The 22,466-nt window shown below is 31.2% G+C and carries 20 protein-coding genes and 1 tRNA gene; 13 read left to right on the plus strand and 8 right to left on the minus strand.

Translation table 11 applies throughout. The features are described 5' to 3' along the window. Positions 1-196: 196 nt before the first annotated feature. Together DL91_RS01910 and cfbC are read left to right on the plus strand one after the other, a co-directional pair. Positions 197-676: a CBS domain-containing protein gene (locus tag DL91_RS01910; RefSeq protein ID WP_048190010.1), complete on the plus strand. Its 480-nt coding sequence runs from the start codon at positions 197-199 to the stop codon at positions 674-676. Beyond that, on the plus strand, positions 669-1,466 hold the full coding sequence (gene cfbC / locus DL91_RS01915) for a Ni-sirohydrochlorin a,c-diamide reductive cyclase ATP-dependent reductase subunit (protein WP_048190011.1): 798 nt from the start codon (positions 669-671) through the stop codon (positions 1,464-1,466). Before DL91_RS01910 ends, cfbC begins: the two co-directional genes overlap by 8 nt. 27 nt (positions 1,467-1,493) lie before the next feature. Here the strand turns inward: cfbC and DL91_RS01920 are convergent, their stop codons facing one another. Together DL91_RS01920 and DL91_RS01925 are read right to left on the minus strand one after the other, a co-directional pair. Then, entirely contained in the window at positions 1,494-1,952 is a 459-nt protein-coding gene (locus DL91_RS01920) for a DUF123 domain-containing protein (RefSeq protein ID WP_048190012.1), read from the minus strand. An 80-nt stretch (positions 1,953-2,032) separates the two neighbouring features. Beyond that, positions 2,033-2,869 carry an MBL fold metallo-hydrolase gene (locus tag DL91_RS01925; protein WP_048190013.1) on the minus strand — a complete coding sequence of 279 codons (837 nt, stop codon included), beginning with the start codon at positions 2,867-2,869 and terminating at the stop codon, positions 2,033-2,035. A 151-nt stretch (positions 2,870-3,020) separates the two neighbouring features. Between DL91_RS01925 and DL91_RS01930 the strand changes: the two genes are divergently transcribed. Next, the gene (locus tag DL91_RS01930; RefSeq protein WP_048190014.1) at positions 3,021-3,431 is read left to right on the plus strand and encodes a DUF371 domain-containing protein; all 411 of its coding nucleotides are present in this window, start codon (positions 3,021-3,023) and stop codon (positions 3,429-3,431) included. A gap of 361 nt (positions 3,432-3,792) precedes the next feature. On the opposite strand, the gene DL91_RS01935 is transcribed toward DL91_RS01930, so the two are convergent. Further along, a tRNA-Leu gene (locus tag DL91_RS01935) sits at positions 3,793-3,875 on the minus strand. 181 nt (positions 3,876-4,056) lie between these two features. On the opposite strand from DL91_RS01935, the gene DL91_RS01940 reads away from it, so the two are divergent. Beyond that, complete coding sequence (locus DL91_RS01940) at positions 4,057-4,356, plus strand: DUF167 family protein (protein ID WP_048190015.1); 300 nt, start codon at positions 4,057-4,059, stop codon at positions 4,354-4,356. A 37-nt stretch (positions 4,357-4,393) separates the two neighbouring features. Here the strand turns inward: DL91_RS01940 and rfbB are convergent, their stop codons facing one another. Beyond that, positions 4,394-5,335, minus strand: coding sequence for a dTDP-glucose 4,6-dehydratase (gene rfbB, locus DL91_RS01945; RefSeq protein WP_048190016.1), 942 nt, complete (start codon positions 5,333-5,335; stop codon positions 4,394-4,396). Positions 5,336-5,920: 585 nt separating this feature from the next. On the opposite strand from rfbB, the gene galU reads away from it, so the two are divergent. Beyond that, a complete protein-coding gene (galU, locus tag DL91_RS01950; RefSeq protein WP_048190017.1) occupies positions 5,921-6,766 on the plus strand; it encodes a UTP--glucose-1-phosphate uridylyltransferase GalU in 846 nt (281 codons plus the stop codon). A gap of 149 nt (positions 6,767-6,915) precedes the next feature. Here galU and galE read toward each other — a convergent pair whose 3' ends face one another. Further along, positions 6,916-7,893, minus strand: a complete 978-nt coding sequence (gene galE / locus DL91_RS01955) for a UDP-glucose 4-epimerase GalE (protein ID WP_048190018.1) — start codon at positions 7,891-7,893, stop codon at positions 6,916-6,918. 46 nt (positions 7,894-7,939) lie between these two features. Further along, on the minus strand, positions 7,940-8,848 hold the full coding sequence (locus tag DL91_RS01960; RefSeq protein ID WP_048190019.1) for a DNA-3-methyladenine glycosylase: 909 nt from the start codon (positions 8,846-8,848) through the stop codon (positions 7,940-7,942). A 281-nt stretch (positions 8,849-9,129) separates the two neighbouring features. Between DL91_RS01960 and DL91_RS01965 the strand changes: the two genes are divergently transcribed. Further along, a complete protein-coding gene (locus tag DL91_RS01965; RefSeq protein WP_052374019.1) occupies positions 9,130-9,447 on the plus strand; it encodes a DUF2769 domain-containing protein in 318 nt (105 codons plus the stop codon). A gap of 387 nt (positions 9,448-9,834) precedes the next feature. Here DL91_RS01965 and DL91_RS01970 read toward each other — a convergent pair whose 3' ends face one another. After that, complete coding sequence (locus DL91_RS01970) at positions 9,835-10,299, minus strand: hypothetical protein (RefSeq protein ID WP_048190021.1); 465 nt, start codon at positions 10,297-10,299, stop codon at positions 9,835-9,837. A gap of 399 nt (positions 10,300-10,698) precedes the next feature. Here DL91_RS01970 and DL91_RS01975 point away from each other — a divergent pair, with 399 nt between their 5' ends. From DL91_RS01975 to DL91_RS02005, 7 genes are all read left to right on the plus strand, one after another. After that, positions 10,699-11,766: a DNA double-strand break repair nuclease NurA gene (locus DL91_RS01975; protein WP_048190022.1), complete on the plus strand. Its 1,068-nt coding sequence runs from the start codon at positions 10,699-10,701 to the stop codon at positions 11,764-11,766. Continuing rightward, positions 11,763-13,310: an ATP-binding protein gene (locus DL91_RS01980; protein ID WP_048190023.1), complete on the plus strand. Its 1,548-nt coding sequence runs from the start codon at positions 11,763-11,765 to the stop codon at positions 13,308-13,310. Before DL91_RS01975 ends, DL91_RS01980 begins: the two co-directional genes overlap by 4 nt. After that, positions 13,310-14,455 carry a DNA repair exonuclease gene (locus DL91_RS01985; RefSeq protein ID WP_048190024.1) on the plus strand — a complete coding sequence of 382 codons (1,146 nt, stop codon included), beginning with the start codon at positions 13,310-13,312 and terminating at the stop codon, positions 14,453-14,455. Before DL91_RS01980 ends, DL91_RS01985 begins: the two co-directional genes overlap by 1 nt. After that, positions 14,445-17,150: an AAA family ATPase gene (locus DL91_RS01990; RefSeq protein ID WP_048190025.1), complete on the plus strand. Its 2,706-nt coding sequence runs from the start codon at positions 14,445-14,447 to the stop codon at positions 17,148-17,150. Before DL91_RS01985 ends, DL91_RS01990 begins: the two co-directional genes overlap by 11 nt. Positions 17,151-17,630: 480 nt before the next feature. Further along, positions 17,631-19,082: a PAS domain-containing sensor histidine kinase gene (locus DL91_RS01995; protein WP_052374022.1), complete on the plus strand. Its 1,452-nt coding sequence runs from the start codon at positions 17,631-17,633 to the stop codon at positions 19,080-19,082. An 18-nt stretch (positions 19,083-19,100) separates the two neighbouring features. Continuing rightward, positions 19,101-19,544, plus strand: coding sequence for a response regulator (locus DL91_RS02000; protein WP_048190026.1), 444 nt, complete (start codon positions 19,101-19,103; stop codon positions 19,542-19,544). An 11-nt stretch (positions 19,545-19,555) separates the two neighbouring features. Further along, positions 19,556-20,698: an ATP-binding protein gene (locus tag DL91_RS02005; protein WP_048190027.1), complete on the plus strand. Its 1,143-nt coding sequence runs from the start codon at positions 19,556-19,558 to the stop codon at positions 20,696-20,698. Between the two features lie 338 nt (positions 20,699-21,036). Here the strand turns inward: DL91_RS02005 and DL91_RS02010 are convergent, their stop codons facing one another. Then, entirely contained in the window at positions 21,037-22,416 is a 1,380-nt protein-coding gene (locus DL91_RS02010; RefSeq protein WP_048190028.1) for an MFS transporter, read from the minus strand. Positions 22,417-22,466: the final 50 nt, after the last annotated feature.

The raw sequence follows: 22,466 nt of genomic DNA on the forward strand, positions 1-22,466 counted from the left end.
CTAATATTCTGGAGTTTCCAGATTAAAATTAATTATTAAAAAAATGAACCATATTTTCTTGTTAATAAAATTTCAAACAACAAAACTAAAAGTAGTAGTAAAACTAAACTTAAACTAAAATTTTACTATTAAAAGATATCACTTTGTATTAAGACATTTTTGGATGTCAAATATCAATAAAAAGGAGTCGATTTTAATGAATATTGAAGATGCTATGCAGAAAGATGTTATAAAATTCCATGAACTGGATAAAATAGTTGATGTTGCACAGAGTTTCAGAGAAAATAAAATAAGCGGAGCTCCTGTTGTTGATGATGAAAACAAGGTAGTTGGAGTTATCAGTGAAGGTGATATAATGAGGCTTATTGAAGTCCACTCACCAAAAATAAATCTCATACTTCCAGCTCCATTAGATTTAATTGAACTACCTATAAGAATGAAGCATGAATTGAATGAAATTGCAGAAGACATGGAGAAAGCAGGGTCAACGGTTATAGATCAGATCATGACTAGAAAGATCATAAAGATAGGGCCAGATGCTTCAATATCGGATGCTGCAGAGTTAATGGATTCTCATAAGGTTAAAAGACTTCCAGTAGTTGACAATGAAGGTAAATTAATAGGTATAATTACTAGGGGGGATATCATAGGGGCAATGGTGAGAGGGGATGAGTAAAACTAAAAAAATTGCAATTTATGGAAAGGGAGGAATAGGAAAATCCACCATTGTCTCGAACATTGCAGCAGCAAATTCAAAGGATAAAGAAGTACTTGTAATTGGTTGCGATCCTAAAGCAGATACAACACGTACACTAGTGGGTGAGAGAATACCTACTGTATTAGATACTTTAAAAATCAAAAAAAATGCAGTTACAGAGGATATTCTCTATGTGGGATATAACGATGTTAGTTGTGTTGAATCTGGAGGGCCCGAACCGGGAGTAGGTTGTGCAGGTAGGGGAGTTATTGTTGCAATGAATCTGCTGGAGCGTCTGGGAATTTTTTCTGAAAATCTGGATTTAATTATCTATGATGTATTAGGTGATGTTGTATGTGGAGGTTTTGCAGTTCCACTGCGTGAGAATTTTGCAGACGAAGTTTACATAGTCACATCTGGAGAATATATGGCCCTTTATGCAGCCAACAACATATGTAAAGGTATTAAAAAACTAAAAGGTAAATTTGGCGGCATTATATGTAACTGTCGAGGAATTGATAATGAACTTGAAATTGTACATGAATTCGCTGAAAGGGTTAATAGCAGGGTTATTGGAGTAGTACCTAGAAATGAAATTGTACAGAAAAGTGAAATAGATGCAAAAACAGTTCTAGAAAAATTTCCTGATTCAAAACAAGCAGAAATTTACAGAAAACTTGCAAATTCAATAAATTTGAATAATGAATTTGTTATTCCGGAACCAATGGATGTTGAGGTATTTGATGAATTTTTCAGGAAATTTCAGTGAGTAAAATCTGATTTATATAGTATAATTTCAATTTTTATTAATTAAATCATCTAACATTTTTGGCTCAAGTTCAAGTGTTTTAAATGCATCACGGCATGTTTTTATGGATACTTCAATTTCATCAAATCTGAAAAGATGTGAATCACATTTACAGTCAGAACAACCGAAACCGTGGATTTCAGTACCATGGCATGATATTTTTGAAGCAAGCATACATTCCCATTTATTTTCATTGACTGCAAATACTATCTCCTTTATCTCAGCATTAGAGCTGTTTAAGAGATAATCTACATGCCAAAAAAGTTTTTTGTTGTTGCTTAAATGTCTTTTTAAACGTGTTTCAAGTGAGTTAAGAGCCGAACCAACATACACATAATAACCCATTTTGAAATTAATAGGACCTTTTTTACCAACTTCAATAACTGTATCATCTTTTAATTGGATTATAATGCAATAAGTACCTTTTAATATAATTTTTTTTGTCATTTATACCTACTTTATTTTTTTTATTTTTATTTGGAGATTAATAGTTTTAAACAGATAAAATAGGGGATAATCTAAAAAAATTACGGCAAAATAAGTTCTTTACCCGATTCAAGTATTTGAAATTTATTTTTAAATCTATTTTTAAATTTGCACAATGCATCAAAACCAGTGCAATGACCAAATATCAAATATTTAGGATCAAACTTTTCAAGTTCAGTTATTGTACTGTCAATACGATCTTCATTAGCAGTTATTAGATGTGTGCCGCCAATCACAGCGTAAACATTTTCATTAAAATATTTTGCAACAGATGAAACTGTGTTTACAATACCCTTATGTCCACAGCCAGATAAAATCACAAGTCCTTCTTGAGTTTTTATTACAAGAACAAGTTCATCTTCAAAGTTGTCGTGTAAGAAATTATCATTCTTCTCAATAAAAAATGAAGGGTCTAACTCTTCAAAATCATTGAAAAATGAAATTTCAGCAAATATAAAAATATTTGGTTCAATTTCTATTGTTTTAGAAATTAATTTCAATTTAGGTTGTAATTTCTTTTCTTTATCCTTTGTATCAGCATAAGAGATCTTAGATATTCCAATAAACTCCATATTGCCATTTCTCATGATATATTTGGGTAAAATGGCTGTTTTATGTAAATAAATATTTGGTGAACTGTTATTTAGAACTTGAAACAATCCCCCTGTATGATCTTCATGGCCATGACTTAAAACAACATGTTTCAAATTTTTAAAACCATTTAATTGTTCCATATTATGTTTCAGAACTTCTGGAGATCTTCCCGTATCAAAAAGAACTTTAGAATCTCCATTTTCAATTAGAATTGAGAGACCGTGCTCTGCATAAAATTCAGACGAAAATTTTGCTGTATTATCATTGACACAAATTAATTTCATTTTTGTTTCTCCATGAAAATCAAATGTAGATATATATCTATTTAGATAGTTAAAATAAGTTTAATCAGTTCATATTTTATTAATAACAATATTTATGAACGACACATAATGAAAGAAATTTGTAGTAATTAAGTTTAGAAGGTTAAAAAAAATGGAATACACATTTATTGTAACAGGACATCCTAATGTAACATCAAAACATAAAACAACACTAGAGGTAACAAAGGATACCGAAATAGGAAAAACAGCTGATTGTATAATAGGGGTTAAATCTAAAGTATCAATGGGGGATATTCCCAATAGAATATTAGATGCAATTAAGAATGAAGATACTCTTATAATTTTACGTCTTGAAACCGAAAATGCTACTGATGAGATAAAAGGTTATGGACATCCTGAGTTAACCCTAGATCATCCAACAGACATAGTTACAAGAAAAAGTAGTTTTAAATGTAGCAGAACGCTTATGATAAATGCAGATAAAGCTGCATATGATCTTAATAACGAATTAATTGATGATTTAAAGAAATCTAAACCTTTAAAAGTTACAATTATTGTTTAATTTTTTATCTTAATGTTGGAGAATACCCCATGTGTGAGGGTGGGGATGAATCCAACCAATAATATAAATAATAGTTTAACAATAATTAATAGTATCGTATGCGATAACCAAGCATACTACACTTAATCTAATCAGGTACCGTAGGAACTACGGAAATTAAAGCTTCTCTGAAAAAAACCACATTAGTGGATTTAATGAAGGAAGAAGCTCCTTCCGAAAGGGAGGGGTAGTTCACCAATGTAACGTATTTGTATTAGTTATATGAAGAATATTTTTTATTGTTAAAAATAGCCAGTTAAAATAGTTGTTATCTGAATAGATTCAAAAAAAATATTAAAATATTTTAAGTAAATAATTTAAGTGCAGGGGACGGGATTCGAACCCGCGAAGGGCTACCCCACTAGGCCCTCAACCTAGCGCCTTTGACCGCTCGACCACCCCTGCGTGATCAAATATTTATAAACATTTGAGCATACCAACTTCTTTAACTCTCACTATTTAAATGTTTTCCTTGTTTTAACTGGACTCTAAAAACTCAATATTAACTTAATAAAGATGTGATACAAAATAAGAACTATTTAACCATGTTATCAACTAATCTCTTAAATTAAAGGATAGATATTTTATGATTTGTTTGGATGCTATAACACCTACAAAGGATGGAATACTTCTTGAAGTAGAGGTCTCACCAAAATCTGACAAATTTAGAATATCTGGATATAATGAATGGAGAAAAGCATTGGAAGTTAAAATAAAGTCAGTTCCACAGAAAGGTAAAGCTAACAAGGAAATAATTAACGAATTTTCAAAAATTACACAACATCATGTTGAAATTCTATCTGGACATAAAAGTCATCATAAGACCTTGAAAATATATGATATGGATGAAAAAGAACTTCTAAATATTTTAAAACATTATTTCTAATTAATTAAATAAAAAATAAAAAAAAGGTAAATCTAATTTAAAACTTTGAAAAAAGAGTTATATTATCTTTATACCAGTTTATGGTTTGTTTAATAGCATCCTCAAATTTATGTTCTGGTTTCCATCCAAGTTTCATTATTTTAGTTGAATCAAGGGAATATCTTCTGTCATGACCGAGACGATCTTCAACAAACTTTATGAGGTTATCTGGTTTTCCAAGAGTATCCAGTATCATGTGTGTTATTTCAAGATTATTTTTCTCATTTCCACCACCTATATTATAAACTTCTCCTAACTTTCCTTTCATTAGGGCGGTGTAAACTCCTGTACAGTTGTCCGGTGCATATATCCAATCTCGAACATTTTTACCATCACCATATACGGGTAATTCCTTATTTTGTATTGCATTTAATATGAACAGGGGAATGAGTTTTTCAGGAAACTGATATGGGCCAAAATTATTACTGCTTCTTGTAATTATTACAGGAGCGCCGTATGTTTTATGATAAGCACTTACAAGTACATCAGCTCCGGCTTTACTTGCAGAGTATGGGCTTGAAGGATCAATATTACTTTTTTCAGTAAAAGATCCATTATCTATACTTCCATAAACTTCGTCTGTAGATATCTGTAGATATTTTTCAACATCATATTTTCTAACATTTTCAAGAAGATTGTATGTACCAATGACATCTGTTTTAACAAATACCCCTGGATCTTCAATTGACCTGTCTACATGTGTTTCAGCAGCGAAGTTCACAACCATATCACAATCTTTCATCACATTTTTAACTGCTTCCGAGTCTCCAATATCTCCTTTAATGAATTCTATTTTACTTTTTATATCATTGAGATAATCTGGATTGGCTGCATAAGTTAGTTTGTCAAATATTACTATCTCGTGATCTTGTTTCTCAACCATTTGATGCACGAAGTTACAGCCTATAAAGCCTGCTCCTCCTGTAATAAGCATTTTCATTTTTTTCACCAATATTTTGTTTATTATTCAAATTTTTTAAGTGTAAATCATAAGTATTTTTCCTTAAATATCCCATCTTGGAGTATTTTATAAGTACCAATCTCGGATATTTAATATCAGGTTATCATAGTTTTAAGTTAGTTGGCACGTTAACGCAAAGCAGTATCGATACCAATGTTTATTTCTGATACATAATGATTTGATTTGCATGAATTTTATCTTAAATAAAAATTCATTTATTTGGACCGTAAGTTGAAGATTTATATGTATATATTACAATACAATGCATTTGAGACATGATAGCGGTTGTAAAGTTTGTCTGGTCAAATTTTATAAAAAGATCTTTGTCGTGCCTTAATATTTCCAACAACCAGGCTTCTCTAGTAGGGGATCACCAATAGATTTTGGTTTTTAATCATTCTATCATTCCAAAACCATTAAATTCTCAAAAATTTTATATATTCCATTCCTATTAAATTATACCATTGATCTGCTTAATTTAATTATTAATTAATATATAGAATAAATAGGTCTTTATAATGATGTTTTAATATAACTTAAATCAAAAATTAGTGGTGATTCAATATGAAAGCTGTAATACCTGCTGCAGGGCTCGGTACGAGATTTTTACCGGCCACTAAAGCACAACCTAAGGAGATGTTACCTGTCTTCAATAAACCAACCATTCAGTATGTTGTTGAAGAAGCAGTTGCTTCGGGCATTGACGATATTTTAATAGTAACTGGTAAAGGAAAGAGATCAATCGAAGATCACTTTGATAAATCTTTTGAACTTGAATATTTCCTTAGAAACTGTGGTAAAATGGACTATCTCCATGAAATAGAAACCATATCAGAAATGGCAGATATTTATTATGTTAGACAGAAAAAACAAAGGGGACTTGGAGATGCCATTTTATGTGCAAAAAAACATGTTGATGGTGATGCATTTGCTGTTTTATTAGGTGATACTATAGGAAGATCAAGTGTACCATGTACAAAGCAGCTTATGGACATCTATAACCAGTATGGATCATCTACAATAGCCATAGAGAAGGTTCCGGATGAAAAGATAGAAAGATATGGAATAATTAAAGGAAATAAAGTTTCTGAATCTTTATATGAAATAGAAGATCTAGTTGAGAAGCCAAAACTGCGTGATGCTCCCTCAAATCTTGCAATTACAGGTAGATATATTTTGACATCAGAAATATTCGATCATATAGAAAATCTAACTCCTGGTGTTGGAGGAGAAATACAACTCACTGATGCAATGAAATCACTTGAGAAGATATATGGCCATGTATTTGATGGTAAAATATATGATATTGGAAATACAGTTGAATGGCTTAAGAGCTCAATTGAATTTGCATTGGAGGATCCAGAGGTAGGAGAAGATTTAAGGAGTTATATGACGGAAATTGTGAAATAACTACCTTAAAATCTTTCCATTTGACTATTTATACTAATAAATTGATATAAAAGAAGCATAATCTCATTTTTTCTTTTTTTACTATTATTGGACTTAATCTTGGTAGATTATGCAATAAAAATTAGTTAAGATTGGTTAAAAAATTCTAGTTAAAATTTATTTGATATTTTTTCATGCCATTTCCATGCAGTTTCTACAATCTGGGAAAGATCATGGTATTTTGGTTCCCATTTTAATATATTGCGAACTTTATCCGAGCTTCCAATAAGAATTGGTGGATCTCCATGCCTTCTTTTATCTTCAACTGCAATTATTTCTTTTCCTGTAATTTCCCTAGCTTTTTCTATGACTTCCAATACAGAAAATCCATTACCATTTCCAAGATTAAAATAATCACTTTTACCTCCATTCTCGAGGTACTGGAGAGCTTTTAAATGGGCATCAGCTAAATCTGTCACGTGTATGTAATCTCTTACACATGTACCATCAGGAGTATCATAATCTGTACCAAATATCTTAATATCACTCCTTTTTCCACTTGCTGCATCTAATATCAACGGTATCAGATGGGTTTCAGGATTATGAAGTTCACCTATCTCAGAATCAGGATCTGCACCTGCAGCATTGAAATATCTCAAAGAAACATATCTTAAATTGTATGCATTGCTATAATCTGATAAAATAGTTTCAACCATCAATTTTCCATATCCATATGGACTTATAGGATTTTGTGGATGAGTTTCTGTGATTGGAATTTCAATGGGATTTCCATAGGTTGCACAGGTAGATGAAAACACCAGTGTTTTTACATCAAATTCTAGCATTACCTTAATTAGGTTTAGAGTATTGCAAACATTGTTTATATAATATTTCTGGGGGTCTTCAACTGATTCACCAACATAGGTGAATGCAGCAAACTGCATTACAGCAGTTATTGGATATTTTTGGAATATCTTCCGTATTTCATTGATATTTCCAAGATCTCCACGTTCAAATATTCCCCATTTAACAAAATCTTCATGACCATAACTCAAATTATCGAAAACAATGGTTTCATATCCATTATTATTAAGCTGTTTGTTAATGTGTGCACCTATATATCCGGCGCCACCAACTATAAGAATCATATTTGAAAGTATGGGTAATCCCTATAAAAAAAAGTATCTATCCAAATTATATTTTAATTGACATTAAATCTGCAATTATCAAATAGAAAACTACAAGACCACTCCAGTTACCCCAATTTTTAGCAATTGTTCTTAGTTGATGGCTTGTAATTGGTTTTCCATCTGTATAATAATGTGATACAACCCTTCTAAGTCCGATATCATCAGCAGGCAGCGCAACCATTCTATGCAATCCCCTAATTACAGCAAGTTCTGCTGTCCAGACTCCAATTCCGCGTATTTTCATGAGTTGTTGGATAATTTCTGAAGTTTCTTGAGTTTTTAAACTATTTAAATCTATTTTACCTTCTTTAATATTCTTTGATAATCCAATTACATATTCTGCCTTTCTGAAACTCAAGCCTACGTCTCTTAGATCTTCTTTTTTTAATTTAGAAATTGTTTCAGGCGTTGGAAATAAGTAGTAAGTTTTGGTTTCTATTTTTAGTTTTTCTCCATATTTTTTTACCATCTTTGTTTCGATACTGCGTGCTGCCTTTAATGATATCTGCTGTTCGATTATTGATGTAACAATGGCCTCAAAGAATGTGGGTGTGGTAGGGCTGTTGAGACCTTTAAGCTTTAAAATAAGCTTTGACAATACATTTTCATTCTTTATATAATCATAAAAATCTTTGAGGTTGGAGTCTAGATTGAAAATCGAGATTACTTCATCTCTAACAAGTTCCATATCTCCTTTACTCAGTTCATTATCCGGTTTTATATTTACAGATAATTCTGGTTCATCAACAGATCCCAATGATTGTACCTCGATCAGGAATAAATGCTCATTTATATTGATTACCTGCCAATAAATCCCGTTTTCATATTTCTGAATTTGAGGATCTCCATCAGAAAATATAATTGCGCTTAATTCAAAGTTATATGGAGATTGGGGGCGTATTTTAATAATCAAATTACATCACCAAAATTACATTTCTTTTAAATTAATTTTTTTTGCTTAAAATTTTTTCTTGATTATATATTGAATTCAATAATTCAAATAGATTTCGAATTTTATTATTTGATTTAACAATATTTAAATGCTCCTATAACTCTTGATGTGGATATATATACACTTAAGTCGGTTATAACAAGTTTTTTAATTAATTTTAGATTTTTAACCTTTATATTGCCTTTTCAATAATTTTATATAGAAATTTGGACATAATAATATTAATTCAGGGGGATGAAAAATTGGGAAAAGTTGAAATAAACGAAGAAAACATTAGCAAATGTCTGTGCAAAACATGTCCAGTTCAAACTGACAGCAAATGTTCTAAGGATAAACTGGATATTATAAATGAGAAATTGAAGCAAGAAGGTGATATTAAAGATATTATTAAACCAGAAGAAGAACTTTCACTTGTTTACTGTTCATTTGGAAAGGCTACATGTACCGACCTTTCAAGCATGGAATTGTGTAAATGTACACAATGCAATGTGTGGTTGGACAATAATTTAGCTAATACCGAACCAATAGAATATTTCTGTATTGATGGTGCACCAAAGTAAACATATTTAAAATTTTTTTATATGTATAAGCCCCAATTTAATAAATTCCCATTATTAACTTCCCTTAAAATTAGTTATTCTAATAAAATTTTCAATTCATGAATATTTCCACTAGAAATCTCATTATGAATAGGTACCAATTTAAATCAAAATAGCTCATGTAATTTTAAATGTAATTACATTAACTTCATGTATAATTGAGCAAAGCTTAACTTTATGATGGCACTTATACGAACTCAACAATCAAAGATATAAAACCCTATATAACACAACTACAATCAGATGAAAACACTTATATTGACATATTTTGATTCAAATAAAAATTATAAAATTCGTTTTTATGATATTAAATATTTATACGTTTTTAAAATAATAAAATGGAGAATATTAAAAGTTTAGTGTGTAATACTCGCCATCATGAAGTTGTATTTTCTTTATCAGCCCTTTATTTTCCAATGCTATGATAAGGCTGTAGGTTTTTAGGCTTGTGAGTTTTAGTCCACCATAGAGCATATGGCCCTCAAGAAGAGTTTTTGATATCAGCCCAGATTCTCCTGCCACTTCTTTGATGATTTCAAATGCTTTTTCTTCTGTCTGATTAAGTTCTTCTTTCTTAACAGCTTCTTTTGATTCCCATACATTAATGTTGCCTGTTTCAAGAAGTTTAACTGTTCCATCCTGGTAAGATATGATATTCTTACTATCCAGCATCATCAAGATATCTTTAAGATCCATTTCAGATAAATCAAGTTCTAATTTAAGTATCCTATATGGAATACCATTCTTGTATTCATTCTGATAGTATTTTATCTGGTTTAAAACTATATTTTCCTTACGTGTTATGTGAAGCATACTAAGAATGGTATGGTAACAATATATTAAAGAGTTTCCGATGTGGGATTTTTTGTGAATTCCATAGATTTAACACCCTAATGTTCAAATTATATACATATGATTTGTATTGATAAAAAAAATCTTAAGTATATCTGCAAGTAAAACTTCCAGATAAGTAAAAAACCACTACCTCAGTTAGATATGTATTAAAATTAGATATTATTACAAGACAGAATGATTTGTTGATCTTTAAGGTTCATTTGAAGAATTCTTGAAAAAAATGAAAACTCATAATTTCTTTCAACATATCACTTTTTTTTTAAATTGAATTGTCTCTAATAAAAATAAATATCCCTAAAACTTATGTAGTATTGATAATGTTTTACTTTAGAATTAAAATGATGGATGGTTCTCATAATGATAGATTCTCTCTATGAAAAGGCTCTTGTAAAGAAAAATAACATAAACGCACGTATCAAAAGTGATTTTGATGATCCTAAATTTGATCCATCGGAATTCTGGAGAAACTATCGATTAAAGGAAGATAACAGGGTAGTAACAATATGTGCTGGTGATGGGAGTATCAACAAAAAGAATTTTATGGGCTTTATTTTTTATGTAATCGATGCCGAATGTTTGATATACAACAAAAAGCTTCAGATTATTGAAAGTTCTGAAATAGATATAATACCACACCATCATTATGTTGATGATCGTTTGAGGAGTTATATGGGTATATTTGAGATTAAAAATGCTTTGAATGCATTTGAAAAACATGATATTGATGTTTTTCTTTTTGATGGATCTATTCTCGGAAACCTAATAAGACCATTTCCATTGGAAAAAAAAATTACTAATGATGTAAAAGAAGAAATTAAAATTAGATGTCTACCTGGACTCGAAAAAGAGTTGAAAAAGGAATCAGAACATTCAATAGTTGGAATAACTTCTTCTAAATTTGATGAAATAATTGGAGATTTTGAGAAAAAAACAGAAGCAATGATCTATCTGGAGAATCTTGAAAATCTAACAGTGATAAGCGAACTAATAAAAAATGAAGGGTCGGTAGTTGCGATATCCAAAACTTCAACCAGTAATGAATATTTCGAATCTGAGATACCAGATATGGCAATATTTGACAGATACAGTAGAAAAGAGGGATATTCTACACCTAAACATATCAGTATTTCTACACAGGTTAAAAGAGAATTTCCCATTAAAAATGATTTCTTCCGAAGTTTAACCTTTACAATATTCTATGCAAGACTTGAGGATCATAAAAATATTCTGAAATTTGAACTTCCATATTATGCAACTGAAGATAAAATAAAAGATATTCTAAAGATTATTAAAAGTAAGAGTGCAGAAGGATATCCTTTGCTTCTTAAAAAGGCTCATAATGATGTTGTCATAAGAAAAGTTGATCTGGAGAGGCTTTCAAAAATCATAGGATTCATGGAGAAAAGCGGGAGGGAGATGTTATGAATGATGATACTGATGGAGTTATAGGAAGGTGTATAGGAGAAACATCCCTAGTTGATGTGAGTTTCATCTCCAAAGAAATGCCCAAAGTGGGGGAGTATGTTTCGTTGGAATACGACGGAAAAAATGTACTGGGAATGATAGAAGCCCTTGTAAGAGGGAGCGTATCAATAAATAATGAGATATATGACCCTAAAACCATAGAAAAAATAAGAATGATCGAGGGTGACGACCATTACATAAAGGGTAAGGTTAGAATACTGGGAGATATTGACAACGATCTTAGAATTCCAAGAACACCTGCACCACCTGGAACAGAAATAAAAGCAGCAGATTCTGCGGTTTTAAGTGAAATATTCCAGGTGGGAAATTATGGTTTAAAGCTTGGAAATCTTATTACACAGGATCAAGTATCAGTTGAGATTGATATAAACAAAATGGTTTCCCGACATCTTGCAGTTCTGGCAATGACGGGAGCAGGTAAATCTAACACCGTATCAGTGCTTGTTGATGGTCTTTTAAAGGTTAATGGAAGCGTTTTAATTTTTGACATGCACTCCGAATATGTGAATACAGAGTTTGGAGAAGGTAGAGTTAATATAATAAAGCCATTAATAAATCCGATTTACATGTCATTTGGAGAGATAAAAAAACTTTCAAACATACCTTCAAATGCCTATGTACAAGAAAGATACTTTAGAAAGGCTTATAGACTTGCTCAGAAGGATCTTTCCAAAGGTTCGGTATATGGGAAGGATTTTATAGGACTTATTATCAATAGACTTGAATCATGGCTTTTAGAAGAATCAGATGAATCTGAAGGTAAATCATCCAATGCATCTGATAGAAAATCAATAACAGATGTTTTAAACAAAGTTGAGCATATGCAGGATAAATATGGTAACATATTAAGCTTAGAAGCCAGCGATATTATTGATAATTTAAAGGTGGGTAAAGCAAACATACTGGATCTTGGTTCAGTTGATGAATTTGCATCGGATGTAGTTGTAAGTCACATATTAAGAACAGTTTTAAAGAGCAGAAAAGAATTTTTGAGAACAGGAACTGGATTAGGTTTTCCAATCTTCCTTATATTGGAAGAAGCACATATTTTAGCCCCCCAAAACAGGACCACAGAATCAAAACTTTGGATAAGTAGAATTGCAAGAGAGGGACGTAAATTTTCTGTTGGACTGTGTATGGTAAGTCAGAGTCCAAAGTCCTTGGATTCAGATGCTCTATCACAGGCAAATAATATGATAATACTTAGGTTAGTTGAGCCCACAGATCAAAACCATGTTCAACGGGCCAGTGAAAATCTAAGTGATGACCTCATAGCACAGTTACCTTCATTGAACATTGGAGAAGCCATAGTTTTAGGGCTCATGACTAAAATACCCACATTAGTAAAGATAGATGAATTCAAGGGAAAAATAACCGGCGGAGATCTCAACATAGTAGAGGAATGGTCAAAATCTGCAAAAAAAGAAAAAAAAACCCTGAAACAGCAAAAACAGGAATATGAAGAACTAGGGGGAGATTATTGATGCAGTTCGTTCATATGGCGGATACTCATCTTGGTTACAGACAGTACGGATTATCAGAACGTGAAAATGATTTTCTTAATGTATTTAATCATGCAATCGATGAGGTTGTAAATGAAAGACCCGACTTTATTATACATTCAGGGGATCTCTTCGAATATTCAAGACCTCCAACCAAAGCATTGTTAACTGCACAAAATGGTATTTCAAGGTTAAAAAATGAAAAAATTCCAATGTATGCAATAGCAGGTAATCATGATGTTGTAATGAAAAAAAATGCTATTCCTCCCCAAATATTATTCAAAGATTTTGGCTTAAAGATAATCAGTCCAAAAAATCCATTTTTTATAGAAAAAGATGTGTTTATAGGAGGGGCGCCCTACTCATCTAAATATACTTCAAAACATCTAGTTGAACGGCTTCAAACTATTGAAAAAGCATCCTGTGACTTTAAAAAAACTATACTGGTACTCCATCAGGGAATAGACCGTTACATGCCTTATGAATATGAAATTAAAATAGGAGAAGTTCCACAGGGCTTCAACTACTGTGCCTTTGGACATATTCACGAGAGAATAGTTGATGATTTTGGTGAAGGAAAACTCGCATATCCCGGTTCAACTGAAATATGGCGATCAAATGAAGTTGAGGGATATAAAAAGAATGGTAAAGGTTTTTATTTGGTAGATATTGGTGGAGATTTACCTGAAATTGAAAAGATAGACATTAAATTGTCACGTGAGTTTCTAAAAGAAACAATACAATACACTCAGCTACGAGAAGAAATAGCCCGTATCAATGAGATTATAAGGAAATTAAAAGAAAAACCAGTACTAAATATAATAGTTACAGGTGGAAACTTCAGCAGATCTGAAGTCTATGAAATTATCAACCAAGCGTTTTCAAACAAATGCCTTTCAGTGAGGTCGAAATACGTCCCAGATATACTTGACGAAAATTTGAATATTGCCAATATGGAGAAGGATGCCCTAAACATAAAAAGAATGATAAAAGAACATTTAAAAGATTTTAACGATGAAAAAGTATCTGATCTAGCAACAGGATTACTTAAAGAAATGTCAGAGGGAGACTTTGACAAAGCAAAGGACATGACCAAAAATTTCTACGAGGGACTCAATGATAATTGAAAGTATACACATGAAGAATTTCAAATCACATACAGACACCCAAATAGATTTTAACACAGGAATTTCCATAATAATGGGAGGAAATGGAGCAGGAAAATCCAGTATTCTCGAAGCTGTAAGCTTTGCACTTTTCAAACAGCATTCAAGTAAAAAAATAGACCAGCTCATTACAATTGGCAACAATAAGAACAAGATGTTTGTGAAACTTGAATTCACATCAAATGGTAGAAAATACAGTGTTACTAGAGAACGCAGTAAAACCTCCTCAAAAGCCAATATAATGATCAAAGAAGGTCAAAGTTTTCATCAACTGGCTTCTGGCGATAACCAGGTTACAAGAGAGATTCAAAGCATTCTTGAGATGGATGGCGATTTATTTCTTAATGCTGTCTACGTTAGACAGGGAGAAATTGCTAATCTTGTGGATAAAACTCCTGCTGAAAAGAAACAAGTCATTGGAAAACTTTTAGGTCTAGAATCTCTAGAAAAAGCATGGAAAAATATGCTGCCTTTAGTTAATAACTATGAAATGAAAAAAATAAAATTAGAAGGTAAATTGGAAACATTAGATGGTTTAAAAAATGAAATAAACCTCAAAAATGCTGAAAAATTACAAATAAATAAAGACATTCATGAACTATCCTCCAAAATAGAAGAATCCCAATCTCAATTGGATTTAATCACTAAAGAGAAAGAAAAACTGGATAATGATAAAACAGTATTTGATGCTACAAAATCTACTTTGGAATCAAAAAAACAGATTTTAGAAAATTTAAAGGAAGATGAATCTCATCTTAAAATACAATTAAATGATATTAAAAATAATGAAAATGAAATTGAAGCCATACTACCTAAATTACCAAAACTTGAACTATTAATAAAGCTTAGAGATGCATTGGAAGATTTAAGAAGAACTCAGAGAGATGAAACTCAAATAAATAACATACTTGAAAAGATCCACTTTTTCAAAGATCAAATAGAAAAAAATGAGAAATATTATTTAGATTATTCTGATTTAGAGGATCAAATTAACAAAATAGAAAAAGAAAGAACAAGTTTTGAAGGATCAAGGGCTTTGCTTGAACAGAACTTGAATAGGAAGCAACAAACTATTGAAAAAATGGGAAGATCCCATGATAAAATAGTAAAAATTTTAAAAGAAAGCAACAAAACCCTTGGAACAAATTTTAGTTTAATTGAAGAATTTGAATCGTATATTAAATCTGAAAAACCTGTTATTGAGAAACTAATTGAAGAGCTTGACATTAAAATAAACAAATTTAAAGAGGAAATATCTAATCTAAAAACTCAAAATCAAGACCTTAAAAAACCAATTTCTGAATTAGAATACGTAAAAGAAAAATGTCCGATTTGTAAGTCACCAATTGACTCTGTTAAACGAGATGAATTAATTCAAGATTACTCTTCAAAAATAGAATCAAATAAAAATAAAATATCCCGTTTAAACAGTGCAGTTGAAGTTTTATCAAAAGATAAGCTAGTTATGGCGAATAAATATTCTGATATCTCTTTAATTAATATAGATGTATTAAAAGAACAGCTTGGAACTTTAGAAGAAGGTCAACACGATATAAAATTGTTAAATGATAACATAAAAGAATTGGAAATTCAAGTTTTAACGTTAAATCAGATAGATGAAAAAATTCATGAGAAAAAAGAAGCTTTAAAAGAGTTGAAACCTAAATATGAAGAATATTTAAGTGCAAATGGTTCATTGAAATCCTTGGGGGATTATGAAATACAAAAAAATGATCTGAAAGAGATACAAGAGAATATATTCTCCATTAAAGAGCAGATCAGCAATTTAATTGAAGTTACTGGAGAAAGCATAGAAAATCTGGAAGATGAAATAAAAGAACTAGAAGGAACAAAAGATAAATATCAACATCTTTTAGGTGCAGTAGCATTGAAAGAATCTTCATTAAACAGAATGAAACAAGTTCAAAATAGTGTAAATGAACTTGAATTACAAATCCAAGATCTTAAACTACAAATAGAAAAGATATCATTTGATAAGTTATTCTATAATAAATTAATTCAGGATAAGGAGTCTAAAAATCAAGAATTAATAGATTTAAAAGGCAAAAAACAGGAGTTAATTGGAAAGGAAAGTGGGATAGTAACTGTATTAACAGACCTTCAAAATAAATTAGTGTCATACAAAAGCTATCAAAATGAAGTTAAAAAACTTAAAGACTTTATCAAACTTTTAAATTATATACGCGACATTTACAGTAAAGATGGAGTTCAAAAAGATCTCAGAAATATTTCAAGACCTCTCATTGAACAGAATACAAGGGAGTTCTTTGAAAAGTTCAACTTTGAATATTCTGATATAAAACTTGACAATGATTATGATGTAACTGTGTATGGCCCTGCAGGAGAAAGTAATTTAGACATGATAAGTGGCGGTGAAAAAATTGCTGTTGCCCTAGCATTAAGGCTTGGAATTACCCAAACACTATCTGGAGGTAATCTAGAGTTGATTATGCTTGATGAGCCCACCATACATCTAGATGCATACAGACGTCAAGAGCTAATAGATTTATTGAAGAGAATGTCCATAATTCCTCAAATGATAATTGTAACTCATGATTCAGACTTGGAAGATGCTGCAGACAATATTTTAAGGGTAATTAAAGAAGATGGCGAATCAAAAGTATCTGATTTCTAATATTTTCCGGCTTATACTTAATTCCAATTTTATAGGGCAATTAAAAATTATTAATTATTTTTATTCATCATCTTTTTTTAATAATCCAATATCCAAATAGTATTAGGCTTTTTAGTTCTAAAAACAGATATTAATCATAATTAATGAAATTTCCTATTAATATTTGAAATATAAGTTAATCCCAAGATAAAATTGGATATAAAACAAATTCAAAACTGAACTGATATTTAAAGTCCAAATTTATGAAAATGCCCACATATATATCTCTTTACAAATTTTATTTTTATTCAATTCGTTTTTGACTTAATACTTTAGTCCATATTTTAAATAAATAAATTTTTATGTGCTTAATCCAATATTACCATTATACTTTGTTACTCTTACTCCAAATTTTTTTTAATTTTTTTATTGAGTAGAAGTCCAAAAATCAATATATTATTGATTATCACTAATTTGCATAAAGATTGGTGGGGGAAATAATTGAAAAAATCCAATGTTTATAATCGTAGTTTAATTGAGGCTAGTTTGGATCCATTAGTAACAATTGGTAGAGAAGGGAAGATTACTGATGTTAATAATGCTACAGAGAAAGTTACAGGTTATTTGAGGCAGGATCTTATAGGTACTGATTTTTCTGATTATTTTACTGAACCTGAAAAGGCAAAAAAAGGTTATCTGCAAGTATTTCGTGATGGTTTTGTTAGGGACTATCCTCTAGAGGTCCATAATAAAGATGGAAATATCATACCTGTACTTTACAATGCATCGGTATACAGGGATGAATCAGGGGATGTTATTGGAGTTTTCGCAGCGGCACGTGACATCTCCAAACTTAAAAAAGTTCAAGATGAACTCAGATTTGCCAGCCTATATAATCGTAGTTTAATTGAGGCCAGTTTGGATCCATTAGTTACAATTGGGGCTGAGGGTAATATTACCGATGTTAATAGGGCTACAGAGAAAGTTACAGGTTATTCAAGACATGAACTTATTGGCACAGACTTCTTGGATTATTTCACTGAACCTAAAAAGGCAAGGGAAGGATACCAAAAGGTGTTCAAAGAAGGTAGTGTCCGAGATTATGCATTAGAAATCAAACACAAAAATGGACATATCACACCAGTTCTTTATAATGCATCTGTATATAGGGACGATTCTAATAATGTTATTGATGTTTTTGCATCTGCACGTGACATAACTGAACTTAAAGAAGCTGAAAAAATATTGAAATTAAAATTAGATGAGTTAACTCGTTCAAATGCTGAACTGGAACAGTTTGCTTATGTATCTTCTCATGATCTACAAGAACCTTTGAGAATGATAGCGAGTTACTTACAACTTTTAGAACGGAAATATAAAGGTAATCTGGATTCAAAAGCAGATAAATATATACGATTTTCAGTTGATGGTGCAACGTGTATGCAAAAACTAATAGATGATCTTTTAGAGTTTTCACGCGTAACAACACATGCACAAGAATTTAAACCAACAGATCTTGAATCAATATTCACACAGGTACAGTCCAATCTAGAAGTCTCAATTAAAGAGAATAATGCATTGATATCGCACGATCCTTTACCCACCATTATGGCAGATAAAACACAAATAACTCAAGTATTTCAAAATTTAATCAGTAATGCATTGAAATTCAGAAGTGAATCTCAACCAGATATTAAAATATCTGTTGAAAAAAGAAAAAATGACTGGTTATTTGGAGTGAAGGATAATGGAATTGGAATTGACCCTAAACATTCAGACAGAATCTTTGATGTTTTCAAAAGACTTCACAAAAAAAAGGATTACCCTGGTATTGGAATAGGTCTTTCCATATGTAAAAAGATTATTGAAAGACATGGAGGCCAAATATGGGTAGAATCTGAGCCAGGTAAAGGTTCCATTTTTTATTTTACAGTAAATAATTGGGATGATTAATGAAAGGAGTATGATGATATGGATACAAACCCGATAGAAATTCTTTTAGTTGAAGATAATGAAGGAGATGTAGGATTAGTTGAAGAAGTATTTGAAGATGCAAGAATTAGAAATATTATCCATGTTGCAGAAGATGGTGAAGAGGCAATGCAGTTTTTAAATAAAGAAAAAAAATTTGTTAATGCCCCTACACCCGATTTAATCCTCTTGGATCTAAACTTGCCGGGAAAAGATGGTCGAGAAGTACTTGAAGAAATAAAAACAAACAACAAACTTAAATCGATTCCAGTCGTTGTTTTAACAACATCAAAGGCAGAGGAAGATATTATCAAATCCTATGATCTTCATGCCAATTCATACATAACTAAACCAGTTGACTTTGACCAGTTTATAAAAGTAGTTAAATCTATTGAAGACTTTTGGTTGGAAGTTGTTAAACTACCAAATTCTAAAGAATATTAAAGGGTAAATTCATGTATAACTCCAATAATAAACCAATTGAAATATTGCTTTTTGAGGATAATCTAGGAGATGCGGGTTTAATAGAGGAAATGTTAGAAGAGTCTGAAGGAGTATACCTTTTAGAAGTAGTTGAAACTCTTAAAGAAGGTCTGGTTCTTCTAAAAGATCATTTCTTTGATGTTATTCTTTTGGACTTGGGATTACCAGATAGTGATGGAATTGATACATTAATAGATGTTCATAAAATTTCCACAAAAACTCCTATAATCGTATTAACTGGGTTAAACAATGAAGAAATAGGTATATTTGCGGTTAAAATTGGTGCTCAAGATTACTTAATTAAAAAAGAAATAGATAACAAGCTTTTAAAACGTTCTATAAGGTATTCTATTGAACGTAAAAAAATTGAAAGTGAACTTCAAAATTATAAGTCAAATCTTGAAGATAAAGTTAAAGAACGAACAAAAGAACTAGAACAATCTAATAAAGAGTTACAACAGTTTGCATATGTAGCCTCCCATGATCTTAGAGAACCTCTGCGTATGATTTCAAGTTTCCTTCAACTACTGGAAAGAAGGTACAATGAACAGTTAGATGCAGATGCTAATGAATTCATAGAATTTGCTGTTGATGGAGCTAAACGTTTAGATTCAATGATTAAAGATCTTTTAGAGTATTCTAGAGTGGCCAATAAAAAGAGAAAATTTAACGATGTAGATCTTAATGAAGTGTTAGAACGGACTAATTTAAATTTAAAATTAGCCATTGACGATAGTAATGCGGAAATAATTGCTAATAAATTACCTACTTTATCCGGTGATGAACAATTACTGGTTCAACTGTTCCAAAACCTTATTAGTAATTCCATTAAGTATCGAAGTAAAGAAAATCCTGTAATTCAAATATCAGTTAATAATGAGATGAATCAGTTCATATTCTCATTTAAGGATAATGGTATTGGAATCTCTACGAAACATTTGGAACGAATCTTTACTATTTTTCAACGACTCCATACCAGAGAAGAATATGAAGGAACAGGAATTGGACTTGCAATTGCACAAAAAATTGTTCAACAGCATGGAGGACAGATATGGGCAGAATCTGAACCTGGAGAAGGTACTATTATGCACTTCACAATTCCTTACAATAACTAAAATATTCAATTTGATTTACTAAAGGTAAAAATTAATATAAATGAATTCTTGCAATAATTTTTTTTTTATTCAATAATTTTATCTTAATGTTGGAGAATACCCCCTGTGTGAGGGTGGGGATGAATCCAACCCTATATATAAATAATAGTTTAACAATAATTAATAGTATCGTATGCGATAACCAAGCATACTACACTTAATCTAATCAGTATCGTAGGAACTACGGAAATTAAAGCTTCTCTGAAAAAAACCACATTAGTGGATTTAATGAAGGAAGAAGCTCCTTCCGAAAGGGAGGGGTAGTTCACTGTATTTGGATAGAACATTATTTAAATGGATTATTTAGTTTTTTGTTTTATTAGAGCTGCAAAAATACCAATAAAACATAAAACAGTACAGATTAAGAAGACTATATGTATACTATTAAGCAGTGCAGGATACTGTAAAGTTGTGATTTGAACATTTCCAATGAATATTGCAAACACCATTAGTGCAAGTCCCATACTGAATGTTTGACCTAAAAGTCGCATTGTACTTACCATGGCAGATGCAACTCCATAAAACTTTCTTTCAACAGAACCCATAATTGCATTGGTGTTTGGTGATGAGAAAAATCCAAATCCCGTTCCAATAATTATCAGACCAACAGTAATAAATGCTATACTTGTTTGTGCATTGATAAAAGCAAACAAGAAAAGACCAATAGTTGATAATACCATCCCTAAAGCGGCTAATTTTTGTGGAACGAACTTGTCCGAAAGTCTTCCAGCTATAGGTGCAAATATTGCCATCATAACTGGCTGTGCAACTAATATTAAACCTGCAGATAATGGATCCAATGCCTTAATGTACTGTAAGTACAGGCTTAAAAGAAATGTTACTGCAAAGGTTGCACTGTAGTTAATTAGAGCAGCTAGATTTGAAAATGCAAATGTTCTATTCTTAAACAATTTAACATTAAGTACTGGGCTCTCAAGCTTCAACTCATACATTAAAAATCCAATAAATCCTATAATTCCACCTATAACCAGTATAATTCCTGTTATATGGGGGAGTGTTGAAAATCCGTACATAACCATTACAAGCACTATACTATAAAATATAGAACCTTTAATATCGAATTTTTCTCCTTTACATTCTGCCCATTCATCATTTAATTTCCAATAAGTCAAAATGAGAATCAAAATACCGAGCGGGATCATTGCATAGAATAAACTTCTCCATCCAAAATATTGGGTCATTATCCCTCCTAGAACTGGTCCAAGGGATAGGGCTATATAAACAGTTGCTATGTTTATTCCTATGGCTTTACCTCTTTCCTGTGGGGGATAGACCGAAGTTATGATTGCAAGACCTGTAACAAATATCATAGCTCCACCAATTCCCTGAAGTATCCTGAATATGATCAGAGATTCAGTTGATGGTGCAACCGCAGACAGAAACGAAGCTACGGTGAATATGATTATTCCATAGCTGAATATTTTTTTCATGCCATAAATGTCTGATATTCTGCCGAATGGAACGGCAAACATGGCTGCTGCTAATAAAAATGAAGTTGGAACCCAACTTAATAGGATTGCACTTGTAGCAAATTCTGACCCTATAGCTGGAAGGGCAATGTTAACTGCTGAACTCATAAATGGTGTTAAAAAGTTGGCTAAAGTTGCCACTAACAATGCTGCAATCCTAATTGAACTGGCTGTCTGTGCTTGTTCCATGAATAATTTTCTCCAGCAAAGTGAATTCAGTTACCTCTTTAAATAATCAA

The organism is Methanobacterium sp. SMA-27 (assembly GCF_000744455.1).
Classification (GTDB): Archaea; Methanobacteriota; Methanobacteria; order Methanobacteriales; family Methanobacteriaceae; genus Methanobacterium_B.